Raw genomic sequence first — 26,390 nt, 5'->3', positions numbered from 1 at the left:
TTAATGAAATCATCTGTCATTACTTTTCCTGGATCCAATTGCGATAGAGATATGGATGTTGCTCTAAAAAAATTTGGATTTAAGAATAAAATGGTTTGGCATGATGATGCTGAACTTCCAAAAAGTGATTTAATTGTATTACCGGGAGGGTTTTCATATGGTGACTATTTAAGATGTGGGAGTATGGCATCTAAATCAAAAATCATGAGGTCAGTTATTAATTTTGCTAACTCTGGTGGTATGGTACTGGGAATTTGTAATGGATTTCAAATATTAGTTGAAACTGGATTAGTTCCCGGTGTGTTATTAAGAAACAAATATTTAGAATTTATTTGCAAAAATGTATTCGTTAAAATTAATAATAAAACAAATAATTATTTTAATAATATTAAAAATGACATCCTAGAATTTCATATTGCGCACAATGAAGGAAATTATTTTTGTACTAAAGATCAGTTAAAAGAAATTGAGGATAATGAACAAGTTGCAATAAATTATTGTGATGAAAATGGAAAAATAGAAGAACAATTCAATCCAAACGGTTCAATTAAAAATATTGCTGGTATTTTTAATAAAGAAAAAAATGTTTTAGGTATGATGCCTCATCCTGAAAGAATGATTGATAATTGTTTATCAGGAGAAGATGGTTCAATTTTTTTTAATAATTTAATTAATAATTTAAAATGATAGTAAACGAACAAGTAGCTATTGATCATGGTTTAAAAAAAGATGAATATGCTAAAATTTGTGAATTATTAAAAAGAACACCAAATATTACTGAACTTGGTATTTTTTCTGCAATGTGGAATGAGCATTGCTCATATAAATCTTCAAGACTTCATTTAAAAAAACTTCCAACAAAAGGAAAAAAAGTTATTCAAGGTCCTGGAGAAAATGCTGGTGTTATTGATATTGAAGATAATGATGCCATTGTTTTTAAAATTGAAAGCCATAACCACCCATCTTTTATTGAGCCCTATCAAGGTGCAGCAACTGGTGTTGGTGGGATTATGAGAGATGTATTTACAATGGGTGCTAGACCTATTGCAAATTTAAACTCAATTCATTTTGGTTCCCCTCAACACAAAAAAACAAAAAATCTGCTAAGAGGTGTGGTTCATGGAATTGGAGGATATGGAAATTGTATGGGTGTTCCAACTGTTGCGGGACAAACAAGTTTTGATAGTTCATATAATGGAAATATCTTGGTTAATGCAATGACCTTGGGTTTGGTTAAAAAAGATAAGATTTTTTACTCAAAAGCAGCTGGTTTAAACAAGCCAGTTATTTATGTTGGTTCAAAAACAGGTAGAGATGGAATTCATGGGGCCAGCATGGCTTCAGCAAGTTTTGATGACAAAATAGAGGAAAAGAAACCCACTGTTCAAGTTGGAGATCCATTTACTGAAAAACTTTTACTGGAAGCTTGTTTAGAATTAATGGCTGGAGACTCAATTATAGCTATACAAGATATGGGAGCTGCTGGATTAACGTCATCAAGTATAGAAATGGCATCAAAAGGAAATCTTGGAATTGAAATAAATCTAAACAAAGTTCCTTGCAGGGAAACAAAGATGACACCTTATGAAATTATGCTCTCTGAAAGCCAAGAAAGAATGTTGATTGTTTTAGAAAATGGAAAAGAAAAACAAGCAAAAAAAATATTTGATAAATGGAATTTAGATTTTGCAGTAATTGGCAAAACTACTAATTCAAAAAAAATACAACTTTACTTTGACAATGAAAAAGTAGCAGACATCCCAGTAAATACATTGGTCGAAAATTCACCTATGTACAATCGTAAATGGAAAAAAGCAAAGCTACCTAAAAAGAATAAAATTAAAAAAGAAGATTTAAAAAATTTCAAAATTTTAGATGTTCTGAAAAAAGTTTTAGCAAACCCAAATATTTGTAGCAAAGAATGGATTTGGCAGCAGTATGATCATACAGTTATGGGGGATACTATTCAAAAACCAGGTGGAGATGCTGGAGTTGTGAGAGTGCATGGAACAAATAAAGCCGTAGCTGCTTCAGTCGACAGTTCTGCTGTATATTGTTGGGCTCACCCTCTTACCGGTGGAAAACAAGTTGTTTGTGAAAGTTTTAGAAATTTAATTGCTGTTGGTGCAAAACCTATAGCTATTACTAATTGTTTAAATTTTGGAAGCCCTGAAAATGAAGAGAATATGGGTGAGTTTGTTGAATGTGTTCAAGGAATTGGTGAAGCAAGCGAATATTTAAAATTCCCAGTAGTTTCAGGAAATGTTTCTTTTTACAATCAAACTAAAGATGAAGGTATAAAGCCAACTCCTGCTATTGGAGGTGTGGGCTTGATAAAGGATTATAATAAAATGATCACTATGGATTTTAAAGATATTGATAATGTGGTTTTAGTTATTGGAAAAACAGAGGGACATTTAGATCAAACTTTATTTGCAAGGAATATATTAGATGAAAAAAATGGCCCTCCTCCTGAAATAAATTTATTTAATGAAAAAAATAATGGAGAAACATTATTAAAACTTATCGAAAGTAATCTAATCAAAAGTGCTCATGATGTTTCTTTAGGTGGAATTATTACAGCGGTAGCCAAAATGTGCATCAAAGGTAAAAAAGGAATAAATTTAAATAAACCAAAATATTTAATCAACGAATTGGAATATTTCTTTGGTGAAGATCAAGGGCGTTACATTATTGAGGTTAGTAAAAAAGATTTAAAAAAAGTCACAGATATATTGAATAAAAATGCTGTTCATTTTGACGAACTTGGTACAATCAGTGAAAATGAACTATATTTTGATGATAAGACAAATGTTACAATTGACGAATTAACAAGTTCTAATACAAAGTGGCTTAAAGATTATGTGAGTAAATAATGGCAATGGATTTAAAAGAAATTGAGAGTTTAATTAAAGATGCAATGCCTGATGCGGTTGTAGAAATTCAAGATTTAGCAGGTGATGGAAATCATTATTCAGCGACTGTGACTTCTTCACAGTTTTCAGGAAAAAGTAAAATTGAACAACATAAAATGGTATATAATTCTTTAAAAGGGCGTATGGGAAATGAATTACATGCCCTAGCAATTAAAACAAAGGAGCAATAATGGACGATAATACAAAAAATATAATTCAAAATCATATAGACAACAATGATGTTTGTTTATTTATGAAAGGAACTCCAGATGCTCCACAGTGTGGTTTTTCAATGGCTGTTTCAAACATGTTAAAAATTCTTGAAGTAAATTTTAAAGGAGTAAATGTTTTAGAAGATCAAAACATCAGAGAAGGTATTAAAGTTTACAGTGATTGGCCAACAATTCCTCAATTGTATATTAAAAAAGAATTTGTTGGTGGATGTGATATCGTAAAAGAAATGTACGAAAATGGAGAACTTAAAAAAGTTCTTGAAGATAAAGGTATTAATTTTAAAAATTAAATTTAGAAATTATCTAGAGTAATATTCAATTACAAGATTAGGTTCCATTATTACAGGATAAGGAACTTCTTCAAATTTAGGAATTCTCACAAATTTTAATTTTTTATTTTTCTCATCCATTTGAATATATTCTGGTGTTTCTCTTTCTTTATTTGCTAGAGCGATATCAATGATTGCTAATTGCTTAGATTTGTCTCTAATTTCAATTGTATCTTCTTCTTTTACTAAATAGCTTCCAATATTTACTTTCTTACCATTAACTCTTACATGACCATGATTAATTAATTGTCTAGCTGAAAAAATAGTAGTTGCAAATTTTGCTCTATAAATAATTGCATCTAATCTTCTCTCTAAAAGACCAATTAAATTTTCACCTGTATCACCCTTAAGCATAACTGCTTTTTTATAAATATTTCTGAACTGTTTTTCGTTAATATTTCCGTAATATGCTTTTAATTTTTGCTTAGCTTGCAACTGAATTCCATAATCTGAAGGCTTCGATGTTTTTGTTTGACCATGTTGGCCAGGTCCATAAGCTCTAGTATTAAAAGGACTTTTTGGTCTTCCCCATAGGTTAACCTTTAATCTTCTGTCTACTTTATGTTTAGAGTTTAATCTTTTTGTCATTTAATAGTGGGCTTTATAAACTTACTCTTACTTTTGTCAATCAACGTTTTTTACCTAAACTCGCAAATACACCTGATAAAATACGTGTTTCTTTAGTTGATAATTCCATTCGGTAAAAGATATTTCTTAAGTTTTCAAGCATTATTGGCTTCTTCTCTTTTGATTTGAAGAAATTAATCTCCTCTAGATTCTGGATGCATAAATTAGCCATAGCAACAATCTCTTTTTTTGAGGCAGATTTTACTTTATTTGATTTATTAAAAGAGGACACTTTTGAATTAAGAATACTTGATACATATTGAGCAATAATTATCAAACTATGAGAGAGGTTTAATGACTTAAAATCAGGATTTGTTGGAATTTGAAGGGTGTAATTGGCATAACTAATTTCATTGTTAGATAAACCTGATGCTTCTGATCCAAACAGAAAGGCTATCTTTTTTTTATAATTAATTTTTTTTAAATCTTCTAATTGAATATGCTTAATATTTTTATTTCTAAATCTCGCAGATGTTGCGATAACAATATCGATATTCTTTAAAGATCTTTCTAAATTTTCATAATTCTTTGTTTTATTAATAATATTTTTAGCTCCAACAGAAGTTGCTAAAATTTTATCGTTAGGAAATATTGGTTTAGGATCTACAACAACTAATTTCTGAAAATTGAAATTTTTCATTCCTCTTGCACAAGCTCCAATATTTTCTGAAAGCTGAGGCTTATGTAAAATGAAAGAAATATTATTAGCTGACATTAATCAATGCCATGATTTCTGTTATAACTAGAAACTGCAGATGGTTTAATGTCTGTTAAATACTTGAGATCTACAGACCAAATAGAAACTTTTAATGGATAACATTTTGCAACATCAGAAGAGTGTTCAGATCCACAATCTCCCCCAGGACAAGCTGAAAGAGCACCCAACAAATCTGTTTCAGCAAAAAACTCCAGATAATCCCCTGGCCTAACAGGGCTAGCTTTCATAAAGTATTGCTTAGTATCATTAGTAAAACCAGTAAGCATAAATACATTTAATACATCATGAACTATTTTTTCAGCATGATCTAACTGAACATTTTTTTCTTTAACTAGTGCTCTTGTTAGATTTGAATGACAACAATAGTGGTAATCATTATCACTTAAAAGTTTTGAAGTATAAGGATCGCATCTAGTACCAATTACATCATGGACAGAACCACCGTCTTTATCATAATCATACCAATCCAATGTGTCCCAAGTTATAGTAGCTAAAGACCTTAGATATGGAAAACTACTAAACATTTTATCTCCAACAGAAAGATGAGTTCCATATAAAGCTCTTGTTTTTCCTGAATAAAATTTTTCCTCTAAATTATTTAAATTAAATAAATTTAGATCTCCTACTTGTGGGCCATCTACACTTTCAATTCTAAAAAACTCACCAAATTTTACCTCGAACGTTTTTGCATCTCTAGGAGGAATAATCACTTCATTTTTTTTAATCAAATGTTCTCTTGCAGAATGTAGAATTTTTAAATTTTTATCTTCAATTGTGGTATTTGGATAACAAACAATAGGTTTTGCCCCTATTCTACTATCAATATCTTTTGGTTTTTCTGAAAATTTTTTAATTTTCATTTTTACAAACTTCCAGGCGCTTTATCCTTAAATAATTTATAATCTAAACTATCCACTAAAGCTTTAAATGAGGCGTCAATTATATTAGGTGATACTCCAATTGTGAACCAGTTCACTCCTTTGGAGTCTGTGCTTTCAATACTAACTCTGGTAACTGCTTCTGTACCTGTATTTAAAATTCTAACTTTGTAATCAACAAGTCTTAAATCTTTCAAATACTCAGAATATTTAGCAAGTTTATTTACATTCTTTCTGATTGCATTATCTAAAGCATTAACAGGTCCGTTTCCTTGCCCTTCACATAAAATTTTATCTCCATCTACCTCTAATTGAGCTTTAGCATAAGATATAATCTCTCCAGTTTTATCTTTCTTTACCGAAACATCATACTCATTAATTGAAATATATCTTGGTATCTCTCCCATCAATCTTCTTGCAAGTAGTTCAAAAGATGCATCTGCACCATCATAGCTATAACCAATGAACTCTCTATCTTTTACTTCATCTAAAAGTTTTTTTATTTTTGGGTCACTTTTCTGAACATTAATCCCAATTGAATTTAATCTAGACATTATATTTGATTGTCCTGATTGATCTGAAACTACAATATTTCTAGAATTTCCAACCTCTTCAGGATTGATGTGCTCATAAGTTTTTGGATCTTTTTGAACTGCAGACACATGCATTCCACCTTTGTGGGAAAAAGCTGATGCACCAACATAAGGTAAATGTTTGTTAGGTTTTCTATTTAATATTTCATCTAGTAATCTTGAGCATTGAGTTAAATTTTTTAAATTTTCTCTCTTGATACTTAGTTCAAATTTATCAAAAAAATCTTTCTTTAAAAAGAATGAGGGTATTAATGACATCAAGTTTGCATTACCACATCTTTCACCTAATCCATTTATAGTACCTTGAACTTGTCTTACGCCAGCTTGAACTGCAGCAAGACTATTTGCTACTGCATTTTCAGTATCATTATGAGCGTGTATTCCTAAATTTTTTCCCGGAATATGTTTGGTTACTTCAGTTACAATTTTAGAAATTTCATGTGGTAGCGTCCCACCATTAGTATCACACAATACAATCCATCTAGCTCCATTTTCAAACGCAGCTTTTAAACAAGACAAAGCGTATTCTGGATTGGATTTATAACCATCAAAGAAATGTTCAGCATCAAACATAAATTCTTTACCTGATTTTACTATATGTTTAGCGCTTTCACTTATGTTCATTAAATTTTGTTCGTTAGTTATTCCTAAGGCAACTTTCACTTGAAAATCCCATGATTTACCAAATAAACAAACAGATGAGCTTTTTGAATTTATTAATGATGATAACATTGGATCATTTTCAGCACTATGCTCTGATTTTTTTGTCATACCAAACGCAGTTAATTTAGTTGATTTAAAATTATGATCTTTATTAAAAAATTCTGTATCTGTTGGATTAGCTCCTGGCCAACCTCCTTCAACATAATCAACACCCAATAAGTCCAGTGCAGATGAAATTTTCTCTTTATCATCGATAGAAAAATCTACACCTTGTGTCTGTGCACCATCACGTAAAGTTGTATCAAATATATAAAGTTGCTCTTTACTCATTTAAATTTCCAAATCGTTTTACCATCTTTATCTTCTATTAAAACACCTTTGTCTGAGAGTTCATTTCTAATTTTATCAGCTTCTTCATAATTTTTTTTCTCTCTTGCTTTGTTTCTTTCGTCAATTTTCTTCAATATTTCTTCTTCAGAAATAGAGGCTTTACTTTTCTTGAAACTTAACCACTCCTCTTTATTTTGATTTAATAAACCTACAAATTGACAAGCAGAAACAAATAAAGCCTTGTCATTGTCATCACCTTTTTGTGCTTTTTCATATAATTTATGTAAATTTGCAATGTAACCTGGTGTATTTAAATCATCATACAGGGGTTCAAGAATTTCATCAGAGATATCTGTATTGATTTTACTATCTACATAAACATTGTACCATTTATTAATTGTATTCTGACAATCTTCTAAAAGCTTATTATTCCAATCTAATGGTTGTTTGTAATGCGCACTCATTAGAGCTAATCTTAAAACCTGGCCACTTATATTATTTCTAAAATCTTTTATTTTTAAAATATTGCCCTGAGACTTTGCCATCTTTTCATTGGACATAGTAATAAATGCATTGTGCAACCAAAAATTAGCAAACATCTTTGTGTCATTAGCACATCTTGATTGCGCTATTTCATTTTCATGATGGGGGAATATTAAATCAATACCACCTCCATGAACATCAAACTCATCTCCTAAAAATTTTTTTGACATTGCTGAACATTCTAAATGCCATCCAGGTCTTCCTTTTCCCCATGGAGAATCCCAAGAAGGTTCGTCACTTGCTGATGGTTTCCATAAAACAAAATCTTCTGAATTTTTTTTATTTTCACTTATTTCAATTCTTGATCCAGCAATTAGCTCTTCTAGTTTTTTGTTTGATAGTTGACCATAATCACTGAACTTTTTAACCTCAAAATAAACATGGCTGTTATTCTCATAAGCAAATCCTTTTTTGATTAATTCAGAAACCATTTTAATCATCAAATCAATATTTTCAGTTGCTTTGGGTTGATGAGTTGGTGTTTCACAATTTAAATAATTGCAATCTTCACCAAAACTTTCTGTAACTTTATTTGTTAACTCTGAAATTGAAATATTATTTTCTTTTGAAGATTTAATAATTTTATCATCTACATCTGTAATATTTCTAACATAGGTAACTTTTGAATATTTTTTCTTAAAAATTTTATAAAGGATATCAAAAACAACTATTGGTCTAGCATTACCAATATGAGGATCATCATAAACTGTTGGTCCACAAACATACATTCTTATATTTTGTTCATTTATTGGAACAAATTTTTCTTTTTTGTTTGTAAGATTGTTTGTTAAAAAAATATCATTACTCATAATTTTAGAAATATACTTAAATTATAGATTTGTGAATCTATTTGATTAATTTGGAATTTTGCATACTGGAATAGGCTCCATTTTATGCAAATTTTGTTTTCTAATGGTTTCGTATTTTGCTCTATTGGAAGATTTAGGATTATCCATAGCTTCCTCAAGCTCTTCGTATTTTAAACCAAGCTGACCTTCATCTGTTCTACCGTCATCCCACAAACCATCTGTAGGTGCTGCTTCAATAATTTCATTTAAAATACCAAGTTCTTTGCCAAGCTCCCAAACTTGAGTTTTATTACAATCTGCTATAGGAGAGATATCTACACCTCCATCTCCATATTTTGTGTAAAATCCTACACCAAAGTCTTCTACCTTGTTTCCAGTTCCAACTACTATTCCTTTATTAGCTGCAGCAACTTGGTAAAGTGTAGTCATTCTTAATCTGGCTCTAGAATTTGCCATTCCATGCTCATTGTCAAATTTAGATAAACTTGAACTAAATGCCAAAAACAATTCATCTAAATTAATTGTATGAGCTTCAACATTTTTAAAATTTTTTACTAACCATTCCTGATGTTTTAAGCTTAGATCATGTTGATGTGATTTTTGTTTAATTGGCATCGATAAAACTATTGTTTTTAAACCAGTCATCGCGCTTAAGGTGCTAGAAACAGATGAATCGATACCACCAGATATTCCTATAACAAGAGATTGTGCCTTTGAAGGCATATTGTCTACATAGTTTTTAATCCAATTAGATATAAACTTGGCTTTTTCTGAGGCATTCATAATTTATAAATTATTTTATTATATAGATTTTACAATGCCTTAAGATGCCGCTCTATCTGCATTTTTAGAATATGAGCTATTCTTTTTAATCTCATCTGAAATCATAAATGCTAATTCTAAAGCTTGATTAGCATTTAACCTAGGATCACAATGAGTATGGTATCTTGAAGAAAGATCTTCTTCAGAAATTTTTTGTGCTCCACCAATACATTCAGTTACATCTTGACCAGTTAATTCAATGTGAAGACCTCCTGCATAACTTCCTTCACTTTGGTGACATGCAAAAACATTTTTAACTTCATTTAGTACACTATTGAATGGTCTAGTTTTGAAACCTGTTGCAGCTTTAATTGTGTTCCCATGGCATGGGTCACAAGACCAAATTACATTCAATCCTTCTTTTTTAATTGCTCTAATTAATTTTGGTAAAAATTTTGAAACATTATCTGCTCCAAATCTTGAAATTAGGGTTATTTTACCTTTTTCATTTTTTGGATTAATTCGGTTACATAAATTAATTAAATCATCTGGTTTTAGAGTTGGTCCACATTTGATTCCTATAGGATTTTCAATTCCTCTACAAAATTCTACATGTCCTCCATCAAGCTGTCTTGTTCTGTCTCCTATCCACACGAAATGAGCTGAGGTATCATGGTTCTCACCTGTAGTAGAATCTGTTCTAGTCATTGCTTCTTCAAAAGGTAATAGCAACGCTTCGTGTGATGTCCAAAAATTCACAGTGTATAATCTATTATTGAAATCTGATGTAATTCCACAAGCTCGCATAAATGCTATGGCATCTGCAATTTTATCCTCTAGATCTTTAAATTTTTTGGCTTCAGGACTTTTTTTAATATAACCTAAATTCCATAAATGAACTTTGTTCAAATCTGCAAAACCTCCTTTTGAAAATGCTCTTATAAGGTTTAGAGTTGAAGCAGATTGAGAATAAGCTTTAAATAATCTTTTTGGATCAGGAATTCTTGCTTTTTCAGTAAATTCCATTCCATTTATGTTGTCACCTAAATAACTAGGAAGCTCCACACCATCTTTATTTTCAACTGGAGAACTTCTTGGTTTTGAAAATTGACCAGCAATTCTTCCAACTTTCACAACTGGTAAAGAAGCTGAATAAGTTAAAACTAAAGACATTTGCAAAATTAATTTAAATGTATCTCTTAAATTATCAGGATTAAATTCGGCAAAACTCTCTGCACAATCTCCACCCTGAAGTAAAAATGCTTTTCCATCTACAACATCAGCTAATTGATCTTTTAGGTGCCTAGTCTCTCCAGCAAATACTAAAGGTGGAAAAGTTCCAATTTTATCTAAAACTTTATTTAGTTCTTTTTTATCTGGATACTCCGGTATGTGTTTAACCGGATATTTTCTCCAACTATTTTTTTTCCAATTTTTCATATTCAACCTGGGGGTGTTTTAGCAGAGTTTAAACTTTATTCAACTGTGACTGATTTAGCTAAGTTTCTAGGCTTATCTATATCATAACCCATTTTCAAAGCCGAATAATATGCAAGTTTTTGAAGTGGAATTGTTAAAAGGAATGGTAATAAATCATCATTGGTATTTTCAACCTCAATAGTTTCCCAAATATTCTCTGAAAAAATCTCATCCTTGCTTTTGTTTGTGATTAAAAGAACTTTGGCGCCTCTTGCTATAACTTCCTGCATGTTGGAAATTGTTTTTTTATAGTAACTGTCTCTTGGTGCCAGAACAACAACTGGCATTCCCTCCTCTATTAAAGCAAGTGGTCCATGTTTCATTTCACCTGCTGGATAACCCTCTGCATGAACATAAGATAATTCTTTCAATTTCAACGCACCTTCCAAGGCTATTGGGAAAGAAAAACCTCTTCCAAGAAACATAGATCCTTTAGCTTCATTGAATGTTGAAGAGATTGCTTGAATATCATTATCAATTAATAAAGTTTTTTCTATTAAGCTTGGTAAGTTTTTGAGATCTTTAATTTTATCTTGATAATTTTTTTTATCAATTTCACCAGACAAAGATCCAATTTTTAAAGCTAAAATATATAAAACAAGTATTTGACCTAAGAAAGCTTTTGTAGATGCAACCCCAATTTCAGGTCCGCAGTGAATTGGTAAAACAAAATTTGAGTCTCTTGCTATTGAGCTTTCAATTACATTAACTACAGCGCATGTTTTCATGTTATTTTTGTTACAAAGATCTAAAGCTGCATAAGTATCTGCAGTTTCACCAGACTGAGATACAAAAATATATAAACTATCCTTTTTAAATCTATTTTTTCTATATCTAAACTCTGAAGCTATATCGATATTAACATCTAAAGAAGTTAATTCTTCAAACCAATATTTTGCCATTAAGCATGAATGATAAGCTGTACCACAACCAATTAAAGTAACTGATTTAATTTCGTTGATTCTCCATGGAAAATTGAAAATATTTATCTCATTATTTACACTATCTAAATACTCTTTGATTCCAGTTTTTACTGTTACGGGCTGCTCTTCTATTTCTTTAGCCATGAAATGTTTAAAGTCACCTTTGTCATAACTTGACTCATTAGATGATAATTCTAAAATTTTTTTGTTAATTTTCTTGCCCTCTTCATTATAAAAATGAACTTGATCTTTTTTAACAATACAAAACTCTCCATCATCAAGATAAGTAATTTTGTTTGTCATAGATTTTAAAGCATATGAGTCTGACCCTAGGTAATTTTCATTAGGACCATAACCAACAGCTAATGGTGATCCTCTTCTCGCCCCTACAATCAAATCAGGCATATCTTTAAAAATTATACCTAATGCAAAACTTCCATGAAGTTGTTTTAAAGTTTTGGTTAATGCCTCTTCAAGTTCCATAGTTTTTAAATTTTCTGTGATTAAATGAACAATTACCTCGGTATCAGTCTGAGATTTGAAAGCATGGCCTTTATTAATTAAGTGTTTTTTTAAAATTGTTGAGTTCTCTATTATTCCATTATGCACAACAGACACATTGTCTGATGAGTGTGGGTGGGCATTAATACGATTAGGAATTCCATGAGTAGCCCATCTGACATGGCCTATCCCTATATTTCCTTTTAAAGATTTTAGATCAAAGTTTTGTTCTAAATTATCAACTCTTCCTTCAGATTTAACTTCATTTAACTGACCATCAAATAAAGTTGCAACCCCAGCAGAGTCATAACCTCTATATTCAAGTTTTTTTAAAGAATTTATAATATTTGCAGAAACAGATTTGTTGCTAGATATTCCTATAATTCCACACATAATTTATTTTGACTTTCTCTTATAATTTTTAATTTCCACTTGTACAGATCTAGTTAGTGCTAGAGATTTTTTTTTAACATTTTTTGTTATTACAGACCCAGCACCAACAATACTTTCTTTGTCAATTTTTACAGGAGCTACTAAAGATGAATTTGATCCTATGAATACTTTATCTTTAATTATTGTCTTACTTTTTTTTACACCATCATAATTACAAGTAATTGTTCCAGCACCAATATTTACCATCTTACCAATATCGCTATCTCCAACATAAGATAAATGATTAATTTTTGATTTATTTCCAACAGTTGATTTTTTAATCTCTACAAAATTACCTACTTTTGAACCTTCTTTAAGAATTGTATCGGGTCTAATTCTTGCATAAGGACCTATCTCAACTTTATTTTCTACCTTACAAGATTCTAAATGTGAAAAAGATTTAATTACAACGTTATTTCCTATTTTAACTTTAGAACCAATTACCACATATGGTTCGATTGTAACTCCTTTTCCTATTTTTGTATCATTTGAAAAAAAAATAGTTTCAGGACCTGTCATTTTAACACCAGCTTTTAAAAACTTATTTCGAAGTTTGTTTTGATTATTTTGCTGCTTTGTAGGTTTCATCTAGATTTTCTTTACATTAAGTATATATGTTAATTAATTCACAAATTATTTCTTTAAAATACTTTTAATATGAAACAAAAATTTACTATATTATTTGATTTAGATGGAACATTGGTTGATACAGCGCCAGATTTGATGCTTGCGCACAATCATGTAATGAAAAAATTTGGATACCCTACAAAATCACTAAATGATTTAAAAAGTTCAGTTGGAAAAGGTGCTGGTGCTATGATTGGCAAGTCAATATGGAGCCAAGCAAAAAAAGAACTGACTAGTATTAATGAGAAAGTTAAAAGTGATATGACTGATGAATTCATATCTTATTATGGCAAAAATATTCTTAGAGAAAGTGTTTTAATTAATGGCATAAAAGATTTTTTAAATTGGTGTAAAAATGAAAATATCTCTATGGCTGTATGTACTAATAAAACAGAACATCTAGCTGTTGATCTTTTAAAAAAAATTGGAATTTATGATTATTTTGAATATGTAGCAGGGTACAATACATTTGATTATTGTAAGCCTGATCCAAGACATTTGACTACAGTTGTAGAAATTTTAGATGGTGATTTAAAAAAAACTATTATGATTGGAGATAGTGAAACAGACGCTAATTCTGCAAAAGCTGCAGAGATTCCAATGATATTGCTTGAGGATGGATACACTGAAAAAAAAACTGATGAAATATACCATAATCACCTAATAAAAGATTTTGTAGGTATCGAAAAAATCATATCTGAATATCTTTAATATTGATTAATTTATTTTAGCTATTAAAACAAAATTACTTATAAGGAGTTATTTTGTTACTACATACAGTTAAAGTTTTTCCGTCTAAAATTCATTTACCTAAGAAAAAACAACTTGCCTGGAAAATTGCAGAAATTGCAAGTGATAATGCCAAATTAAACAAAGAAGCAGTTGAAATGGTGATCAATAGAATAATTGATAATGCTTCAGTTGCTATTGCTTCTTTAAATAGGAGACCAGTAGTTTCATCTAGAGAAATGGCTTTAAAGCATTCTAGGAAAAATGGAGCAACTCTTTTTGGTGTTAATTCAAAATTAAAATTTGATTGCGAATGGGCAGCTTGGTCAAATGGAACTGCTGTAAGAGAACTTGATTTTCATGATACTTTTTTAGCTGCAGATTACAGTCATCCAGGTGATAACATTCCGCCACTTTTAAGCGTAGCTCAACAAAATAAAAAAAGTGGTTTAGATCTATTAAGAGGAATTATTACTGCTTATGAAGTTCAGGTGAATTTAGTTAAAGGTATCTGTTTACATAAACATAAAGTAGATCACATTGCTCACTTAGGTCCAAGTGTTGCTGCAGGATTAGGATCCATGTTAAAATTAAATACTGAAACAATTTATCAAGCAGTTCAGCAAGCACTACACACAACTATTTCTACAAGACAATCAAGAAAAGGAGAAATTTCTAGCTGGAAAGCATATGCGCCTGCACATGCAGGGAAACTTGCAATAGAGGCTGTTGATAGAGTTATGAGGGGTGAAGGTGCTCCAAGTCCAATTTATGAAGGTGAAGACAGTGTAATAGCAAGGATACTTGATGGAAAAAAAGCAAAATATAAAGTTCCATTACCCAAAAAAGGAGAAAGTAAAAAAGCTATTTTAGAAACTTATACAAAAGAATATTCTGCAGAGTATCAATCTCAGGCTTTAATTGATCTTGCAAAGAAATTAAAAACTAAAATACCAAATTTAAATCAAGTCAAAAAAATAGATATTTATACAAGTCATCATACACATTATGTAATTGGAACAGGTGCAAATGATCCACAAAAAATGGATCCAAATGCAAGTAGAGAAACATTGGATCACTCTATTATGTATATTTTTGCAGTCGCCCTAGAAGATGGTGATTGGCATCATGTAAAATCTTATACAAAATCAAGAGCTAATAGAAAAAGTACTATTAAAATATGGAATTCAATAACAACCTATGAAGATAAAAAATGGACAAAAAAATATCATGATCCAGATCCAAAAAAGAAATCTTTTGGAGCAAAAGTAGTTGTTACATTGAACAGTGGTAAAAAAGTAACTGAGGAACTAGATAAAGCTGACGCTCATCCATATGGAGCAAGACCATTTAAAAGAGAAAATTATATAAATAAATTTTTAACTCTAACAGATGGCATTTTAGATAAAAAAGCGAGTGATCGTTTTTTAAGAAATGTTCAAAATTTAAAAAACTTAAAAGCTGGTCAATTAGACAAACTAAATATTGAGATTAAAAAAAGTAAGTTAAAAAGAAATTTGAAAAAAGGAATTTTTTAATGCACTTTGTTGAAAAAGAACCAAGCCAAAAAAGAATTGATTTTGACCAAAAACTTAAATCAAATAAAATTCTAAGAGTTCCTGGAGCTTACAATCCTCTAACAGCGAAATTAATTGAGGAAATTGGTTATGATGCAGTTTACGTATCAGGTGGTGTTATGGCCAATGATCTTGGTTTTCCAGATATTGGTTTAACAACTCTTCAAGATGTGAGTACTAGATCCTACTTAATTTCCAGAGTTACAAATCTTCCAACGATTGTTGATATAGATACAGGATTTAAATCTTGCAAAGAAACTATAGAAACTTTCGAAGAGTTTGGATTAACTGGTGTTCATTTGGAAGATCAAATTGAAAGAAAAAGATGTGGGCATCTAGATAATAAAGAACTTGTTTCAACAGAGGCTATGGTTTCAAAAATAAAAGAATGTGTAGCTGCAAAAAAAGATCAAAATTTTAAAATTATAGCACGATCAGATGCAAAAAGTGTTGAGGGAATTGATAAAATGATTGATAGATGTAAAGCTTATATTGATGCTGGAGCAGAAATTATATTCCCTGAAGCTTTACATGATGAAAAAGATTTTGAAAAAGTAAGAAAAGAACTTTCATGTTATTTGTTAGCTAATATGACAGAATTTGGTAAATCCAAATTATTTAACTATAAAGAGTTAGAAAACCTTGGCTATAATATTGTTATATATCCAGTAACTACTCAAAGACTAGCAATGAAAAACGTTGAAGATGGATTAAGAGACATTTATGCAAATGGACATCAAAATAATATAATAGATAAGATGCAAACAAGAAAAAGATTGTATGAATTAGTAGAATACGAAAAATATAATTCTTTAGATGAAAAAATTTATAATTTTAGTACAGAAGGACATGAATAATGAGTGATGATATTAAAAAAGGTTTGCTTGGAATTGTTGTAGATGAAACTGAAGTTTCAAAAGTTATGCCGGAGATTAACTCTCTGACATATAGAGGTTATGCTGCTCAAGATTTATGTGAATACTGCAGATTTGAAGAAGTTGCCTATTTAATTTTAAACAAAGATTTACCTAACACTATCCAATTAAGGCAGTTTGAAAAAGAAGAGAGAAACAATAGAGAGCTTACAAAAAATTTATATGAAATTATAAAACACATGCCAAAAAAATCTCATCCGATGGATGTTGCAAGAACAGCTGTTAGTGTAATGGGATTAGAAGATAAAGAAACCTCCAACTCCACTCCGGAAGCCAATATGCGAAAAGCATTAAGAATTTTTGCAAAAACTCCTACAGCTCTTGCTGCTTTTTATAGAATTAGAAGTGGTAAAAAAATAATTAAACCTAAAAAGAATTTAACTTTTGCAGAAAACTTTTTCTACATGTGTTTTGGAAAAGTACCTCAAAAAGAAATTGTTAAAGCGTTTGATGTTTCTCTAATATTGTACGCTGAGCACAGTTTCAATGTTTCAACTTTTACTGCTAGAACAATTACAAGTAGTTTGTCTGATATTCATGGGGCGATAACTGGTGCAATTGCTAGTTTAAAAGGTCCATTACATGGTGGTGCTAATGAAGAAGTGATGCACATGATGAACAGAATTAAAAAACCAGAAAATGCATTAAAATGGATTAACAATGCCCTTAAAAATAAAGAAGTAGTTATGGGCTTTGGTCATAGAGTTTATAAATCAGGAGACTCTAGAGTTCCAACTATGAGAAATTATTTTGGTAAAGTTGCTAAACTTAAAAAAGATAAAAAGTTTGAAAAAATTTATGACATTGTTGAAAAAGTTATGATCAAAAAGAAAAATATACATCCTAATGTGGACTACCCTACTGGTCCAATGTACCATTTAATGGGATTTGATACTGATTTTTTCACACCTATATTTGTTATTTCTAGAATTACCGGTTGGTCAGCGCATATTATGGAGCAACATGCTGCAAACAAACTTATTCGACCGCTTGCTAAATATAAAGGTAGCAAGCATCGAAAAGTAATGGAATTAAATTACAGATAATACAATTATATTTATTAACTAAATGCTTCTGCCCAAGTTCCTTGGGTTGACGCTTTAGAATATTCTGTAGCTCTTCCTTCGAAGAAGTTCATGTGCTCTACAGCATTTAACATTGTATCTAACCAAGTTAATGGGTTTTTATCAATGTCATAGATCGCTTCTAATCCTAATTGATCTAATCTTCTATTTGCAATAAATCGAATATATTTTTTAATATCATCTGCAGTTAAACCTTCCATTGGACCCATTTGAAAAGCTAAATCGATAAAAGCATCTTCATGCTCAACAATTGTTCTGCAAGCTTCATAAATTTCTTTTTTCAATTGAGGTGTCCATGTTTCTGGATTTTCTTTAATGAAATCTTTAAATAATCTGATCATCGAATTGCAATGCAATGTTTCGTCTCTCACCGACCAAGTAACAATCTGACCCATTCCTTTCATCTTGTTATGTCTTGGAAAGTTTAACAAAATTGCAAAACTTGCAAATAACTGAAGACCTTCTGTGAAAGCACTAAATACAGCAATTGTTTTTGCAATATCATGATTTGATTTAACATCAAAACCTTGCATGTAATCGTATTTATCTTTCATTTCTTTATACTTCATGAATGCTGAATACTCAGACTCTGGCATACCAATTGTATCTAACAAATGTGAATAAGCAGCAATGTGAACAGTTTCCATTGAAGCAAAAGAAGACATCATCATTAATACTTCGGTTGGTTTAAATACATTCATGTAATGTCTTATGTAACAGTTGCTAACTTCAACATCTGCTTGTGTAAAAAATCTAAAAATTTGTGTTAATAAATTTTTTTCTGATGTTGAAAGATTTTTTTGCCAATCTCTAACATCGTCTCCAAGTGGAACTTCTTCTGGTAACCAGTGAATTCTTTGTTGAGTTAACCATGCATCATAACACCATGGGTATCTAAAAGGCTTGTAAACTGGATTTGCAACAAGCAATCCATTATTGTTTTTTTGTGGTTGAATAATTTCTGACTTAACTTTTTCTGCTACTGACATGATAAACACTCCTCGTACTCTGGTTCACTATTTTCGGTTGATTTATTTTTATATACATTAGCCATTATGTCTGTTGACTTAGAGTCGTTAACATTCTCAGCTCTTTGAATTGATTTTGATCTACAATAGTAAAGGCTCTTTAAACCTTTCTTCCACGCATCAAAATGAATTTTATGTAATTCTTTTTTATGAACATCTGCAGGTAAAAATAAGTTAACTGACTGAGCTTGTGAAATAAAAGGAGTTCTGTCTCCGCTCAATTCAATTATCCAGCTTTGATTAAGTTCAAATGCAGTTTTAAATACATCTTTTTCTAAATCAGTTAAAAAATCCAAATGGTTAACGGAACCTTGGTTTGTAGTAATACTAGACCAAGTTTCCTCATCATTTTTACCGTGACTTTCAAGAATTTCTTCAAGATATCTGTTTCTCACATTAAACGAACCAGATAAAGTTTTGTGAGTATAGCTGTTTGCTGCAATGGGCTCTACTCCTGGAGAAGCTCCTCCACAAATAATAGAAATTGATGCTGTTGGTGCAATTGCAGTTTTATTAGAAAATCTTTCTTGATAACCATACTCTGCAGCATCAGGACACGCTCCTCTTTCTTCAGCTAAATCTTTAGAAGCTTGATTAACTTTTTCGTGAATGTTTTTAAATATTTTTTTATTCCATGATTTTGCCATTACAGACTCAAGTGGAATTCTATTTTTCTGTAAGAAAGAATGGAAACCCATCACGCCCAAACCAACACTTCTCTCTCTTTCAGCAGAATATTTAGCATCTTTAAATTGTTCAGGAGCTTTGTTAATGAAATCAGATAACACATTATCCAAAAATCTCATTACATCACTAATCATATCTGGATCATCTTTCCATTCTTCATATTTTTCTAAATTTAAAGATGATAAACAGCACACCGCTGTTCTATCTCTACCATCTTTATCAATTCCTGTGGGAAGAGTTATTTCACTACATAAGTTAGAAGTTTTAACAGTAAGATTTGCTAACTTATGATGCTGAGGAATTTGTCGGTTAACTGTATCTATATAAATTATATAAGGTTCACCTGTTTCAATTCTAGCTGTTAACAATCTTATCCATAAATTTCTTGCAGAAATAGTTTGCTGAACAGTTCCGTCTGCTGGACTTTTTAATGCCCATTGTTCATCTGTTTCAACTGCTCTCATGAAAGCATCTGAAACTAAAACACCATGATGTAAATTTAATGCTTTTCTATTTGGATCTCCACCAGTTGGTCTTCTCATTTCAATAAACTCTTCTATCTCAGGATGATCAATTGGAAGATAACAAGCAGCAGAACCTCTTCTTAATGAACCTTGACTAATTGCCATTGTTAAAGAGTCCATTACTTTAATAAAAGGAATTATTCCTGAAGTTTTTCCAACTCTGCCAATTTTTTCTCCAATAGATCTTAGGTTTCCCCAGTAGCTTCCAATTCCACCACCCTTTGCAGCAAGCCAAACATTCTCACTCCAAAGATCTAAAATTCCACCTAAGCTATCAGATGCTTCATTTAAAAAACATGAAATAGGTAAACCTCTTTTGGTTCCACCGTTTGATAAAACTGGTGTTGCTGGCATAAACCAAAGATTACTTATGTAATTATAAATTCTCTGTGCATGTAAATTATCATCAGCATAAGTGCTTGCTACTCTTGCAAATAAATCTTGATAAGATTCGTTTAAACCAAGGTATCTATCTTTTAAAGTTGCTTTACCAAAATCAGTAAGATTTGAATCTTTAGAACGATCAATTTTAATTATTATACCTTTGTCGTTTTGAAATAATTCTGTTTCATTATTTAAAGAAAATAAATCAGGCTTATTAGCTTTTGAAACTTCTTTAACTTCTGGGCTATATTCGGAGACAGCTTTCTTGAGGGCTTGAGATAGAATCTTATTCATATTTGTTATTATATTGTTTTAGTTTTGCGAAAACAACTATATGTTGTAGGCGCTTTGATTAAGTATACTAAATAAACGTTTAATCAACGGAACATTTATAGAACGCGACAATATGATTATCAATAAAAAAATTGAATTTTTTTAAAGAAATTAACATAAAAAGAGTAAGTAGTGGATAAATGAGTAAAAATTTAAAAATAGATCCTTATGGTTTTAGAGAATATGACGCCCGTTGGTTGTATGAGAAAGACATAAACTCAGCGGGTATAGAGAATCTCGGCAAAGGACTTGGAACACAAATAAAAAATCATACCAAAAAGGATAATCCAAGAATTATTGTTGGACATGATTACCGATCTTACAGTGAGGAAATAAAAACTTCACTTAAAAAAGGATTAAAGTCAACAGGATGTCATATAGAGGATATTGGTTTGTCATTATCTCCAATGGTTTATTTTGCACAATTTAATTTAGATGCAGATGCAGTTGCTATGGTTACAGCAAGTCATAATGAAAATGGTTGGACTGGTGTAAAAATGGGAATCAAAAAAGGCTTAACTCATGCACCTGAAGAGATGAGAGAATTAAAAGAAATAACATTGAATGAAAAGTTTTCAAAAGGTGATGGAAATGAAAAAGAAATAAAAGATTTCGATAAAATTTATATAAATGACCTGATTAATAAAAACAAAATAAATAAAAAGATTAAAGCTGTAGTTGCTTGCGGTAATGGAACTGCAGGTATTTTCGCACCAGATATTTTAAGGGGTATTGGGTGCGAGGTAATAGAGTTAGATTGTAACTTAGATTGGAACTTTCCTAAATATAATCCTAATCCAGAAGATTTAGAAATGCTTCATGAAATTGCTAAAGCGGTTAAAGAAAATAATGCTGATATAGGTTTCGGTTTTGATGGTGATGGAGATCGAGTTGGTGTTATTGACAATGAAGGTAACGAAATATTCTCTGATAAAATCGGTTTACTAATAGCAAGAAACTTATCTACTAAACACAAAAATTCTAAATTTGTTGTAGATGTAAAATCAACAGGTTTGTACGCAAAAGATAAAATTTTATTAGAAAACAATTGTGAAACAATTTATTGGAAAACAGGTCATTCACATATTAAACGTAAAGTTAATACTGAAAAGGCATTGGCAGGCTTTGAAAAAAGTGGTCATTTCTTTTTCAATCATCCTTTAGGATATGGTTACGATGATGGAATAAATTCAGCCATTCATGTCTGTCATTTATTAGATAATGAAAATAAAAAAATGAGTGAAGTAATTAATGAATTACCAAATACTTTTCAAACACCAACGATGGCGCCATACTGTAAAGATGAAGAAAAATATCAAGTAGTTGAGGAATTAGTTAAAAAAGTAGAACAATTAAAAAATAATAAAACTAAAATTGATGATCAAGTAATAACTGAAGTTCTTACAGTTAATGGTGTAAGATTTTCTTTTGAAGATGGATCTTGGGGATTAATAAGAGCATCATCCAATAAACCTTCATTAGTGATTGTAACTGAAAGCCCAACCTCAGATAATAGAAAGAAGAAAATCTTTGATTTTATTGACGATTTACTTCAAAAAACGGGGAAAATAGGCGAATACGATCAAAAAATTTAGTGCTTAATAAAGTTAATTTTCAACTAATAAGTGTTCATAAAACTGTAAAGAATCATTTAAAAAATTAGGTGAGGTGATGGAGGGAGACTGAAGTCACCTCTTTTTATTTTAGAGCTTTTCCTAATTTATCTACTATTACTTTTAGAGCTGTTTTAGAATAACTTTTTCCTTTAACAACCCATACAGATAATGGCCAAGAACTATCTTTTTTACTTCTAGCAATAATATGTATATGCAACTGAGGAACAATATTTCCAATTTTTTCTACATTGAGCTTTGAAGTTTTAAATAATTTTTTCATTACTTTACTTGCATAAACAATTTCCTTCATTAGCAGATTTTGATCTTTAGAATTAAGGTCGCTTATGTCGGTAATATTTTTTCTTTTAGGAATTAAAATTATCCATGGAAATTTAGAGTTATCGTTTAGCCTAATAGTGCATAATTTAAGATCAATAAGATGATGTGAAGTCTTTAAAAATTTCCTATTTAACTTAAACGACATGCTTATAATTTAATATATTCGTAGAAAAACTTAACTGCTACAATTAGTAAGAAAATAGCAAGTAATTTACTGATTTTATTTTTATCTATTCTGTGAGCTGTTCTTGCACCTAGTCTTGCCATAAAAGTTGTAATCGGAATGAAGATTAAAAAAGCTGGTACATTTAAAAATCCAATACTAAATGGTAAATTTGTTTTTAAATAACTTCCTGAAATAAAAAAACCTGTAGCACCAAATAGTGCAATTAAAAAACCGATCGCTGCAGCGCTTCCAATTGCTTTATTAATTGAATAACCGAAAAATTTAAGGATTGGTACATTCATAACAGCACCACCTATACCTGTTATAGCTGAAATAAATCCAACAATCGCACCAAGTATTATTTTTAAATACAATTTCATTTCAGATATTACATTTTGCTCCTTTTCTTTAATTGTAAGTAAATAAATTCCTAAAAAAAAGATTACGATTGCAAAAAAAAGTACTAATGATTTTGTTTTGAAAGTTGCAGCAAATATTGTTCCCAAAACAACTCCTGCAACTACAAAAAAACCATAGCTTTTAACTACATTAAAATCGACTGAATTAAATTTATGATGGGTTAAAACTGAAACTATTGATGTTGGAATTATTATTGCAAAAGAAGTTCCTACCGCTAAGTGCATTATATAAGCTTGATCAATTGCAAGTTTGCCAAATATGTAATAAAGAAACGGGACTGTTATTAAACCACCGCCGATACCAAAAAGGCCAGCTACAAATCCTACTGGAATTGCAGTCAAAACCATTAATAAAACTATATAGATATATTCATTTGCTAAGATTGAACTAAGCAGATTGACCTTCTCTCATATCAACATTGTTGTATTTAATTTTATCCATTATGTGATCAATTTTTTTTACATCAGCATCTCTCACGCACATATTTTCGCTTAAATATCTTTTCCAATGGCTGGCACCAGTTTGACCGTGAAACAAACCTAATGTGTGTCTCATAATTTGATTTAAACGAGTTCCTTTTTTCAATTCATCTTTTACATAAGGAATTAACTGCTCAACAACATCTTGCCTACTAGGAATATCCTCATTGTTAAAAATTTCTTTCTCAATATCTGCTAACAAATAAGGTGTGTGATAAGCAGCTCTTCCAATCATTACTCCATCTGTTTTTTCTAAATGTGGTTTAATTTGATCAGCAGAAGTTATTCCTCCATTTATAATTATTTCTTCATTTGGAAAATCTTCTTTTAATTTATAAACAAACTCATATTTTAAAGGTGGAATGTTTAGGTTTTGTTTGGGCGTAAATTTACCAAGCATAGCTTTTCTTGCATGGATTATAAAAGTTTTAATACCTGTAGATTTAAGAGTAGATATAAAATTATGTAAGTTTTCATAATCTTCGACATTGTCATATCCAATTCTAGTTTTTATCGTTACAGGTAATTTTGTTTTTGATTGCATTTTAGTTAAACAATCTGCAACTAAGTTTGGCTCTTTCATTAAACAAGCACCAAATCTATTTTTCTCTACTTTTCTACTTGGACAGCCTAAATTTAAATTAATTTCATCGTAGCCAAAGTCTTCTCCAACTTTTGTTGCCTCAGCAAGTAACTTAGGTGAAGATCCACCTAATTGAAGTGCTACTGGCTTTTCATTGATATTGAATTCTAGTAATTTTTTTTTATCACCTCTATTGATTGCTTCATCGACAACCATTTCGGTATAAAGAAGTGTATTTTTAGATATTAGTCTTAAAAAATATCGTTCATGACGATCTGTACAGTCCATCATAGGAGCAACTGATACTAACCTATTCATAAACTAAGACTTTATATTATTTTTTTATGAGTTTGAAGCTTCTGGATCTTCAGTAGCAACATCTGCTTCTTGATTCTCTGATTCTGAAACTTCATCTAATGAAACTTCACCTTGTTCATTCATAGTTTCTTGGCCAACTGAAGCGTCTACTTCAGGTGTAGCTGTTTCAGATAATTCAGCTAAATCTTCCTTTGATACTTGGATTTTTTCTGGAGTTTTTCTTGCTCTTTTAGATGGTAAAATTGGAGTACCACTTTTTGAAATTTCTCCTTTGTAAAGATTTTCAAAATCATCACCAATATCTTCATCATCCTCTACTCCGTCATCAACTTGTTCAACATGTTTTCTAAGTTTGTAAACAGCGCTTTCAGTTAAATCTGATACTTTAATTTTTTCTTCAGCAATTTCTCTTAAAGATATCACTGTATTTTTGTCATTATCCCTATCTATTGTTGGTTCTAAACCAGCATTAAGTTGAGTAGCTCTCTCTTTAGCTACTAAAACTAATTCATAAGGACTTTCTACTTTATCTATACAGTCTTCTACGGTTACTCTAGCCATGGGCGGTTGTTTATACCTGAGGCTCAAAAAAATCAAGCGTTTTCTAAATATAAATAGGATTTAGCTTCTTTCTTGTTAAAAATAATAGAGCTAAAGACGAGAATATATAAATCGCAGAAACAACAGCAATTTTTTCAATTGAAAAACCAATGTCAATCAAAACACCAAATAAAGCGGTTCCAAATGCTGTAGAAAATACCATTAATGCAGTAGTTAAAGCTTTAATTGATCCAATATGTTTCACTCCATAAATTTCAGCCCAAGTAGCCGAACCTAACACATTGGCAAATCCATTTGATATTCCAATCAACCCAAGAAACACAAATGCGGTGACAGATGAATCAAATAAAATAATTACAAAAGTAGAGATCAATAATGGGATATTCATGTAAATTAATAGTTTTCTACTACTAAATTTATCTATTAATGGACCTGCTAATAATAATGTTGAAACAGTGAATATAGAATAAGACATAAATGATTGTGCGATAGTAAATTCACCCCAACCTTTAGAGCTTGTGACAAAAGATTGGTAAACAAAAACTCCTGTTGCAATCCATGGCATAGCAAGCATGTTTGAACTAACAATATAAAATCTATAATCTTTTAATACTTCAAGTCTTGTCCACTGCTTAATACTTTTATCTTCTTGCTTTTGGTTATTGTCAACTTCTCTTGAATCCAAACTTAAGTTTTTAATTAATAAATAAGAAGCAATTGGCAAAAATAAAATTACAATAATTGAAATTGTTAACCAAATATTTTGCCAAGTATATAAAGTTAATAAATAAACAATTAAAACAGGTAAAATAAATTCACCACAAGATAATCCAAACCAACCTGCGCTAAGAGCTTTACCTCTTGATTTAGTAAAGTATCTTGAAATTGTTGTGCTTGCTGTGTGAGACATCATTCCTTGACCTGAAAATCTCATTAAAAATATTGCAGCAAATAAAAATGGTATTGAATATATTTTAGAAAAGAAAAAACATGAAAAGGCTAAAAGCGGAATTACGAATAAAGAAAACTTAAATACATTTACATCATCAATTTTTTTTCCTAACCATATAAAAAGTATACTACTAAATAATGTTGCTGAAGCATAAATTGAGCCAAATTGTCCATGAGTAATCGATAAAGTATCTCTTATGCTTGAATTAAATAATCCAAGAAAAAAACTCTGTCCAAAACTAGAAAAAAATGTAAAAATGAAACCAAATACAATTACTTTTAAACTTAAACTTTTAAACATAGAAAAAAAATT

The 26,390-nt window shown here is 30.4% G+C and carries 24 protein-coding genes and 1 pseudogene; 9 read left to right on the top strand and 16 right to left on the bottom strand.

Translation table 11 applies throughout. From position 1 onward, the window contains the following. Positions 1–3 precede the first annotated feature (3 nt). The 4 genes from purQ to grxD are packed head-to-tail and all read left to right on the top strand — an operon-like array spanning position 4 to position 3,438. Positions 4–687, top strand: a complete 684-nt coding sequence (gene purQ, locus ACTTAY_RS02000) for a phosphoribosylformylglycinamidine synthase I (RefSeq protein ID WP_440672179.1) — start codon at positions 4–6, stop codon at positions 685–687. Then, positions 684–2,876 (top strand): phosphoribosylformylglycinamidine synthase subunit PurL, encoded by a 2,193-nt coding sequence (purL, locus tag ACTTAY_RS01995; protein WP_440672178.1) that lies wholly within the window; start codon positions 684–686, stop codon positions 2,874–2,876. Before purQ ends, purL begins: the two co-directional genes overlap by 4 nt. Further along, the gene (locus tag ACTTAY_RS01990) at positions 2,876–3,106 is read left to right on the top strand and encodes a BolA/IbaG family iron-sulfur metabolism protein (RefSeq protein WP_440651505.1); all 231 of its coding nucleotides are present in this window, start codon (positions 2,876–2,878) and stop codon (positions 3,104–3,106) included. The genes purL and ACTTAY_RS01990 overlap by 1 nt, the downstream gene beginning before the upstream one ends. Further along, on the top strand, positions 3,106–3,438 hold the full coding sequence (gene grxD, locus ACTTAY_RS01985) for a Grx4 family monothiol glutaredoxin (protein WP_262589070.1): 333 nt from the start codon (positions 3,106–3,108) through the stop codon (positions 3,436–3,438). The genes ACTTAY_RS01990 and grxD overlap by 1 nt, the downstream gene beginning before the upstream one ends. A gap of 9 nt (positions 3,439–3,447) precedes the next feature. On the opposite strand, the gene rpsD is transcribed toward grxD, so the two are convergent. The 9 genes from rpsD to ACTTAY_RS01940 are packed head-to-tail and all read right to left on the bottom strand — an operon-like array spanning position 3,448 to position 13,323. After that, a complete protein-coding gene (gene rpsD, locus ACTTAY_RS01980) occupies positions 3,448–4,065 on the bottom strand; it encodes a 30S ribosomal protein S4 (RefSeq protein ID WP_440651506.1) in 618 nt (205 codons plus the stop codon). Positions 4,066–4,105: 40 nt separating this feature from the next. Next, positions 4,106–4,819, bottom strand: a complete 714-nt coding sequence (locus tag ACTTAY_RS01975; RefSeq protein WP_440672177.1) for an RNA methyltransferase — start codon at positions 4,817–4,819, stop codon at positions 4,106–4,108. Beyond that, a complete protein-coding gene (locus tag ACTTAY_RS01970; RefSeq protein ID WP_440672176.1) occupies positions 4,819–5,682 on the bottom strand; it encodes an urea carboxylase-associated family protein in 864 nt (287 codons plus the stop codon). Before ACTTAY_RS01970 ends, ACTTAY_RS01975 begins: the two co-directional genes overlap by 1 nt. Positions 5,683–5,684: 2 nt before the next feature. Continuing rightward, positions 5,685–7,286, bottom strand: coding sequence for a citramalate synthase (gene cimA, locus ACTTAY_RS01965; protein WP_440672175.1), 1,602 nt, complete (start codon positions 7,284–7,286; stop codon positions 5,685–5,687). Further along, positions 7,283–8,638 carry a cysteine--tRNA ligase gene (gene cysS, locus ACTTAY_RS01960; RefSeq protein WP_440672174.1) on the bottom strand — a complete coding sequence of 452 codons (1,356 nt, stop codon included), beginning with the start codon at positions 8,636–8,638 and terminating at the stop codon, positions 7,283–7,285. The genes cimA and cysS overlap by 4 nt, the downstream gene beginning before the upstream one ends. 45 nt (positions 8,639–8,683) lie before the next feature. Beyond that, positions 8,684–9,421 (bottom strand): NAD(+) synthase, encoded by a 738-nt coding sequence (gene nadE, locus ACTTAY_RS01955; protein ID WP_440672173.1) that lies wholly within the window; start codon positions 9,419–9,421, stop codon positions 8,684–8,686. A gap of 39 nt (positions 9,422–9,460) precedes the next feature. Further along, positions 9,461–10,840 carry a class II 3-deoxy-7-phosphoheptulonate synthase gene (locus tag ACTTAY_RS01950; RefSeq protein ID WP_440651512.1) on the bottom strand — a complete coding sequence of 460 codons (1,380 nt, stop codon included), beginning with the start codon at positions 10,838–10,840 and terminating at the stop codon, positions 9,461–9,463. A 35-nt stretch (positions 10,841–10,875) separates the two neighbouring features. Next, on the bottom strand, positions 10,876–12,696 hold the full coding sequence (glmS, locus tag ACTTAY_RS01945) for a glutamine--fructose-6-phosphate transaminase (isomerizing) (protein ID WP_440672172.1): 1,821 nt from the start codon (positions 12,694–12,696) through the stop codon (positions 10,876–10,878). Between the two features lie 3 nt (positions 12,697–12,699). After that, positions 12,700–13,323: a DapH/DapD/GlmU-related protein gene (locus tag ACTTAY_RS01940; RefSeq protein ID WP_440672171.1), complete on the bottom strand. Its 624-nt coding sequence runs from the start codon at positions 13,321–13,323 to the stop codon at positions 12,700–12,702. 69 nt (positions 13,324–13,392) lie between these two features. Between ACTTAY_RS01940 and ACTTAY_RS01935 the strand changes: the two genes are divergently transcribed. The 4 genes from ACTTAY_RS01935 to ACTTAY_RS01920 are packed head-to-tail and all read left to right on the top strand — an operon-like array spanning position 13,393 to position 17,649. Continuing rightward, positions 13,393–14,073: an HAD-IA family hydrolase gene (locus tag ACTTAY_RS01935; RefSeq protein WP_440672170.1), complete on the top strand. Its 681-nt coding sequence runs from the start codon at positions 13,393–13,395 to the stop codon at positions 14,071–14,073. A 53-nt stretch (positions 14,074–14,126) separates the two neighbouring features. Next, entirely contained in the window at positions 14,127–15,629 is a 1,503-nt protein-coding gene (locus ACTTAY_RS01930; RefSeq protein WP_440672169.1) for an MmgE/PrpD family protein, read from the top strand. Continuing rightward, positions 15,629–16,525, top strand: a complete 897-nt coding sequence (gene prpB, locus ACTTAY_RS01925) for a methylisocitrate lyase (RefSeq protein ID WP_440618312.1) — start codon at positions 15,629–15,631, stop codon at positions 16,523–16,525. The genes ACTTAY_RS01930 and prpB overlap by 1 nt, the downstream gene beginning before the upstream one ends. After that, positions 16,525–17,649 (top strand): bifunctional 2-methylcitrate synthase/citrate synthase, encoded by a 1,125-nt coding sequence (locus ACTTAY_RS01920; RefSeq protein ID WP_262589057.1) that lies wholly within the window; start codon positions 16,525–16,527, stop codon positions 17,647–17,649. Before prpB ends, ACTTAY_RS01920 begins: the two co-directional genes overlap by 1 nt. Positions 17,650–17,663: 14 nt before the next feature. Here the strand turns inward: ACTTAY_RS01920 and ACTTAY_RS01915 are convergent, their stop codons facing one another. After that, the gene (locus ACTTAY_RS01915; RefSeq protein ID WP_440614253.1) at positions 17,664–18,677 is read right to left on the bottom strand and encodes a ribonucleotide-diphosphate reductase subunit beta; all 1,014 of its coding nucleotides are present in this window, start codon (positions 18,675–18,677) and stop codon (positions 17,664–17,666) included. Then, positions 18,668–20,605, bottom strand: a complete 1,938-nt coding sequence (locus ACTTAY_RS01910) for a ribonucleoside-diphosphate reductase subunit alpha (RefSeq protein ID WP_440634515.1) — start codon at positions 20,603–20,605, stop codon at positions 18,668–18,670. The genes ACTTAY_RS01915 and ACTTAY_RS01910 overlap by 10 nt, the downstream gene beginning before the upstream one ends. 179 nt (positions 20,606–20,784) lie before the next feature. Between ACTTAY_RS01910 and ACTTAY_RS01905 the strand changes: the two genes are divergently transcribed. Then, entirely contained in the window at positions 20,785–22,239 is a 1,455-nt protein-coding gene (locus ACTTAY_RS01905) for a phosphomannomutase/phosphoglucomutase (protein WP_440672168.1), read from the top strand. Positions 22,240–22,342: 103 nt separating this feature from the next. Here ACTTAY_RS01905 and ACTTAY_RS01900 read toward each other — a convergent pair whose 3' ends face one another. From ACTTAY_RS01900 to ACTTAY_RS01880, 5 genes and pseudogenes are all read right to left on the bottom strand, one after another. Continuing rightward, positions 22,343–22,744: an HIT domain-containing protein gene (locus ACTTAY_RS01900; protein ID WP_440672167.1), complete on the bottom strand. Its 402-nt coding sequence runs from the start codon at positions 22,742–22,744 to the stop codon at positions 22,343–22,345. Positions 22,745–22,746: 2 nt separating this feature from the next. After that, entirely contained in the window at positions 22,747–23,532 is a 786-nt protein-coding gene (locus ACTTAY_RS01895) for a sulfite exporter TauE/SafE family protein (protein WP_440672166.1), read from the bottom strand. Between the two features lie 40 nt (positions 23,533–23,572). Beyond that, on the bottom strand, positions 23,573–24,565 hold the full coding sequence (gene dusA / locus ACTTAY_RS01890) for a tRNA dihydrouridine(20/20a) synthase DusA (protein ID WP_440672165.1): 993 nt from the start codon (positions 24,563–24,565) through the stop codon (positions 23,573–23,575). A gap of 180 nt (positions 24,566–24,745) precedes the next feature. Continuing rightward, positions 24,746–25,126 (bottom strand): annotated as a pseudogene (gene rpoZ / locus ACTTAY_RS01885) (DNA-directed RNA polymerase subunit omega); the annotation flags it as partial. Positions 25,127–25,169: 43 nt separating this feature from the next. Next, positions 25,170–26,378, bottom strand: coding sequence for an MFS transporter (locus tag ACTTAY_RS01880; RefSeq protein WP_440672164.1), 1,209 nt, complete (start codon positions 26,376–26,378; stop codon positions 25,170–25,172). Between the last annotated feature and the right edge of the window lie 12 nt (positions 26,379–26,390).

It is taken from the genome of Candidatus Pelagibacter sp. HIMB1715, assembly GCF_052047595.1.
In the GTDB taxonomy this organism is placed as follows: Bacteria; Pseudomonadota; Alphaproteobacteria; order Pelagibacterales; family Pelagibacteraceae; genus Pelagibacter.
The sequence above is the reverse complement of the archived record's forward strand: the minus strand, read 5'-3'. Positions and strand labels throughout refer to the sequence as shown.

Bases quoted from the DNA above. Each gene is read 5' to 3' on its own strand.
- purQ (WP_440672179.1), top strand. From the start codon at position 4: ATGAAATCATCTGTCATTACTTTTCCTGGATCCAATTGCGATAGAGAT.
- purL (WP_440672178.1), top strand. From the start codon at position 684: ATGATAGTAAACGAACAAGTAGCTATTGATCATGGTTTAAAAAAAGAT.
- ACTTAY_RS01990 (WP_440651505.1), top strand. From the start codon at position 2,876: ATGGCAATGGATTTAAAAGAAATTGAGAGTTTAATTAAAGATGCAATG.
- grxD (WP_262589070.1), top strand. From the start codon at position 3,106: ATGGACGATAATACAAAAAATATAATTCAAAATCATATAGACAACAAT.
- rpsD (WP_440651506.1), bottom strand. From the start codon at position 4,065: ATGACAAAAAGATTAAACTCTAAACATAAAGTAGACAGAAGATTAAAG.
- ACTTAY_RS01975 (WP_440672177.1), bottom strand. From the start codon at position 4,819: ATGTCAGCTAATAATATTTCTTTCATTTTACATAAGCCTCAGCTTTCA.
- ACTTAY_RS01970 (WP_440672176.1), bottom strand. From the start codon at position 5,682: ATGAAAATTAAAAAATTTTCAGAAAAACCAAAAGATATTGATAGTAGA.
- cimA (WP_440672175.1), bottom strand. From the start codon at position 7,286: ATGAGTAAAGAGCAACTTTATATATTTGATACAACTTTACGTGATGGT.
- cysS (WP_440672174.1), bottom strand. From the start codon at position 8,638: ATGAGTAATGATATTTTTTTAACAAACAATCTTACAAACAAAAAAGAA.
- nadE (WP_440672173.1), bottom strand. From the start codon at position 9,421: ATGAATGCCTCAGAAAAAGCCAAGTTTATATCTAATTGGATTAAAAAC.
- ACTTAY_RS01950 (WP_440651512.1), bottom strand. From the start codon at position 10,840: ATGAAAAATTGGAAAAAAAATAGTTGGAGAAAATATCCGGTTAAACAC.
- glmS (WP_440672172.1), bottom strand. From the start codon at position 12,696: ATGTGTGGAATTATAGGAATATCTAGCAACAAATCTGTTTCTGCAAAT.
- ACTTAY_RS01940 (WP_440672171.1), bottom strand. From the start codon at position 13,323: ATGAAACCTACAAAGCAGCAAAATAATCAAAACAAACTTCGAAATAAG.
- ACTTAY_RS01935 (WP_440672170.1), top strand. From the start codon at position 13,393: ATGAAACAAAAATTTACTATATTATTTGATTTAGATGGAACATTGGTT.
- prpB (WP_440618312.1), top strand. From the start codon at position 15,629: ATGCACTTTGTTGAAAAAGAACCAAGCCAAAAAAGAATTGATTTTGAC.
- ACTTAY_RS01920 (WP_262589057.1), top strand. From the start codon at position 16,525: ATGAGTGATGATATTAAAAAAGGTTTGCTTGGAATTGTTGTAGATGAA.
- ACTTAY_RS01915 (WP_440614253.1), bottom strand. From the start codon at position 18,677: ATGTCAGTAGCAGAAAAAGTTAAGTCAGAAATTATTCAACCACAAAAA.
- ACTTAY_RS01910 (WP_440634515.1), bottom strand. From the start codon at position 20,605: ATGAATAAGATTCTATCTCAAGCCCTCAAGAAAGCTGTCTCCGAATAT.
- ACTTAY_RS01905 (WP_440672168.1), top strand. From the start codon at position 20,785: ATGAGTAAAAATTTAAAAATAGATCCTTATGGTTTTAGAGAATATGAC.
- ACTTAY_RS01900 (WP_440672167.1), bottom strand. From the start codon at position 22,744: ATGTCGTTTAAGTTAAATAGGAAATTTTTAAAGACTTCACATCATCTT.
- ACTTAY_RS01895 (WP_440672166.1), bottom strand. From the start codon at position 23,532: ATGGTTTTGACTGCAATTCCAGTAGGATTTGTAGCTGGCCTTTTTGGT.
- dusA (WP_440672165.1), bottom strand. From the start codon at position 24,565: ATGAATAGGTTAGTATCAGTTGCTCCTATGATGGACTGTACAGATCGT.
- ACTTAY_RS01880 (WP_440672164.1), bottom strand. From the start codon at position 26,378: ATGTTTAAAAGTTTAAGTTTAAAAGTAATTGTATTTGGTTTCATTTTT.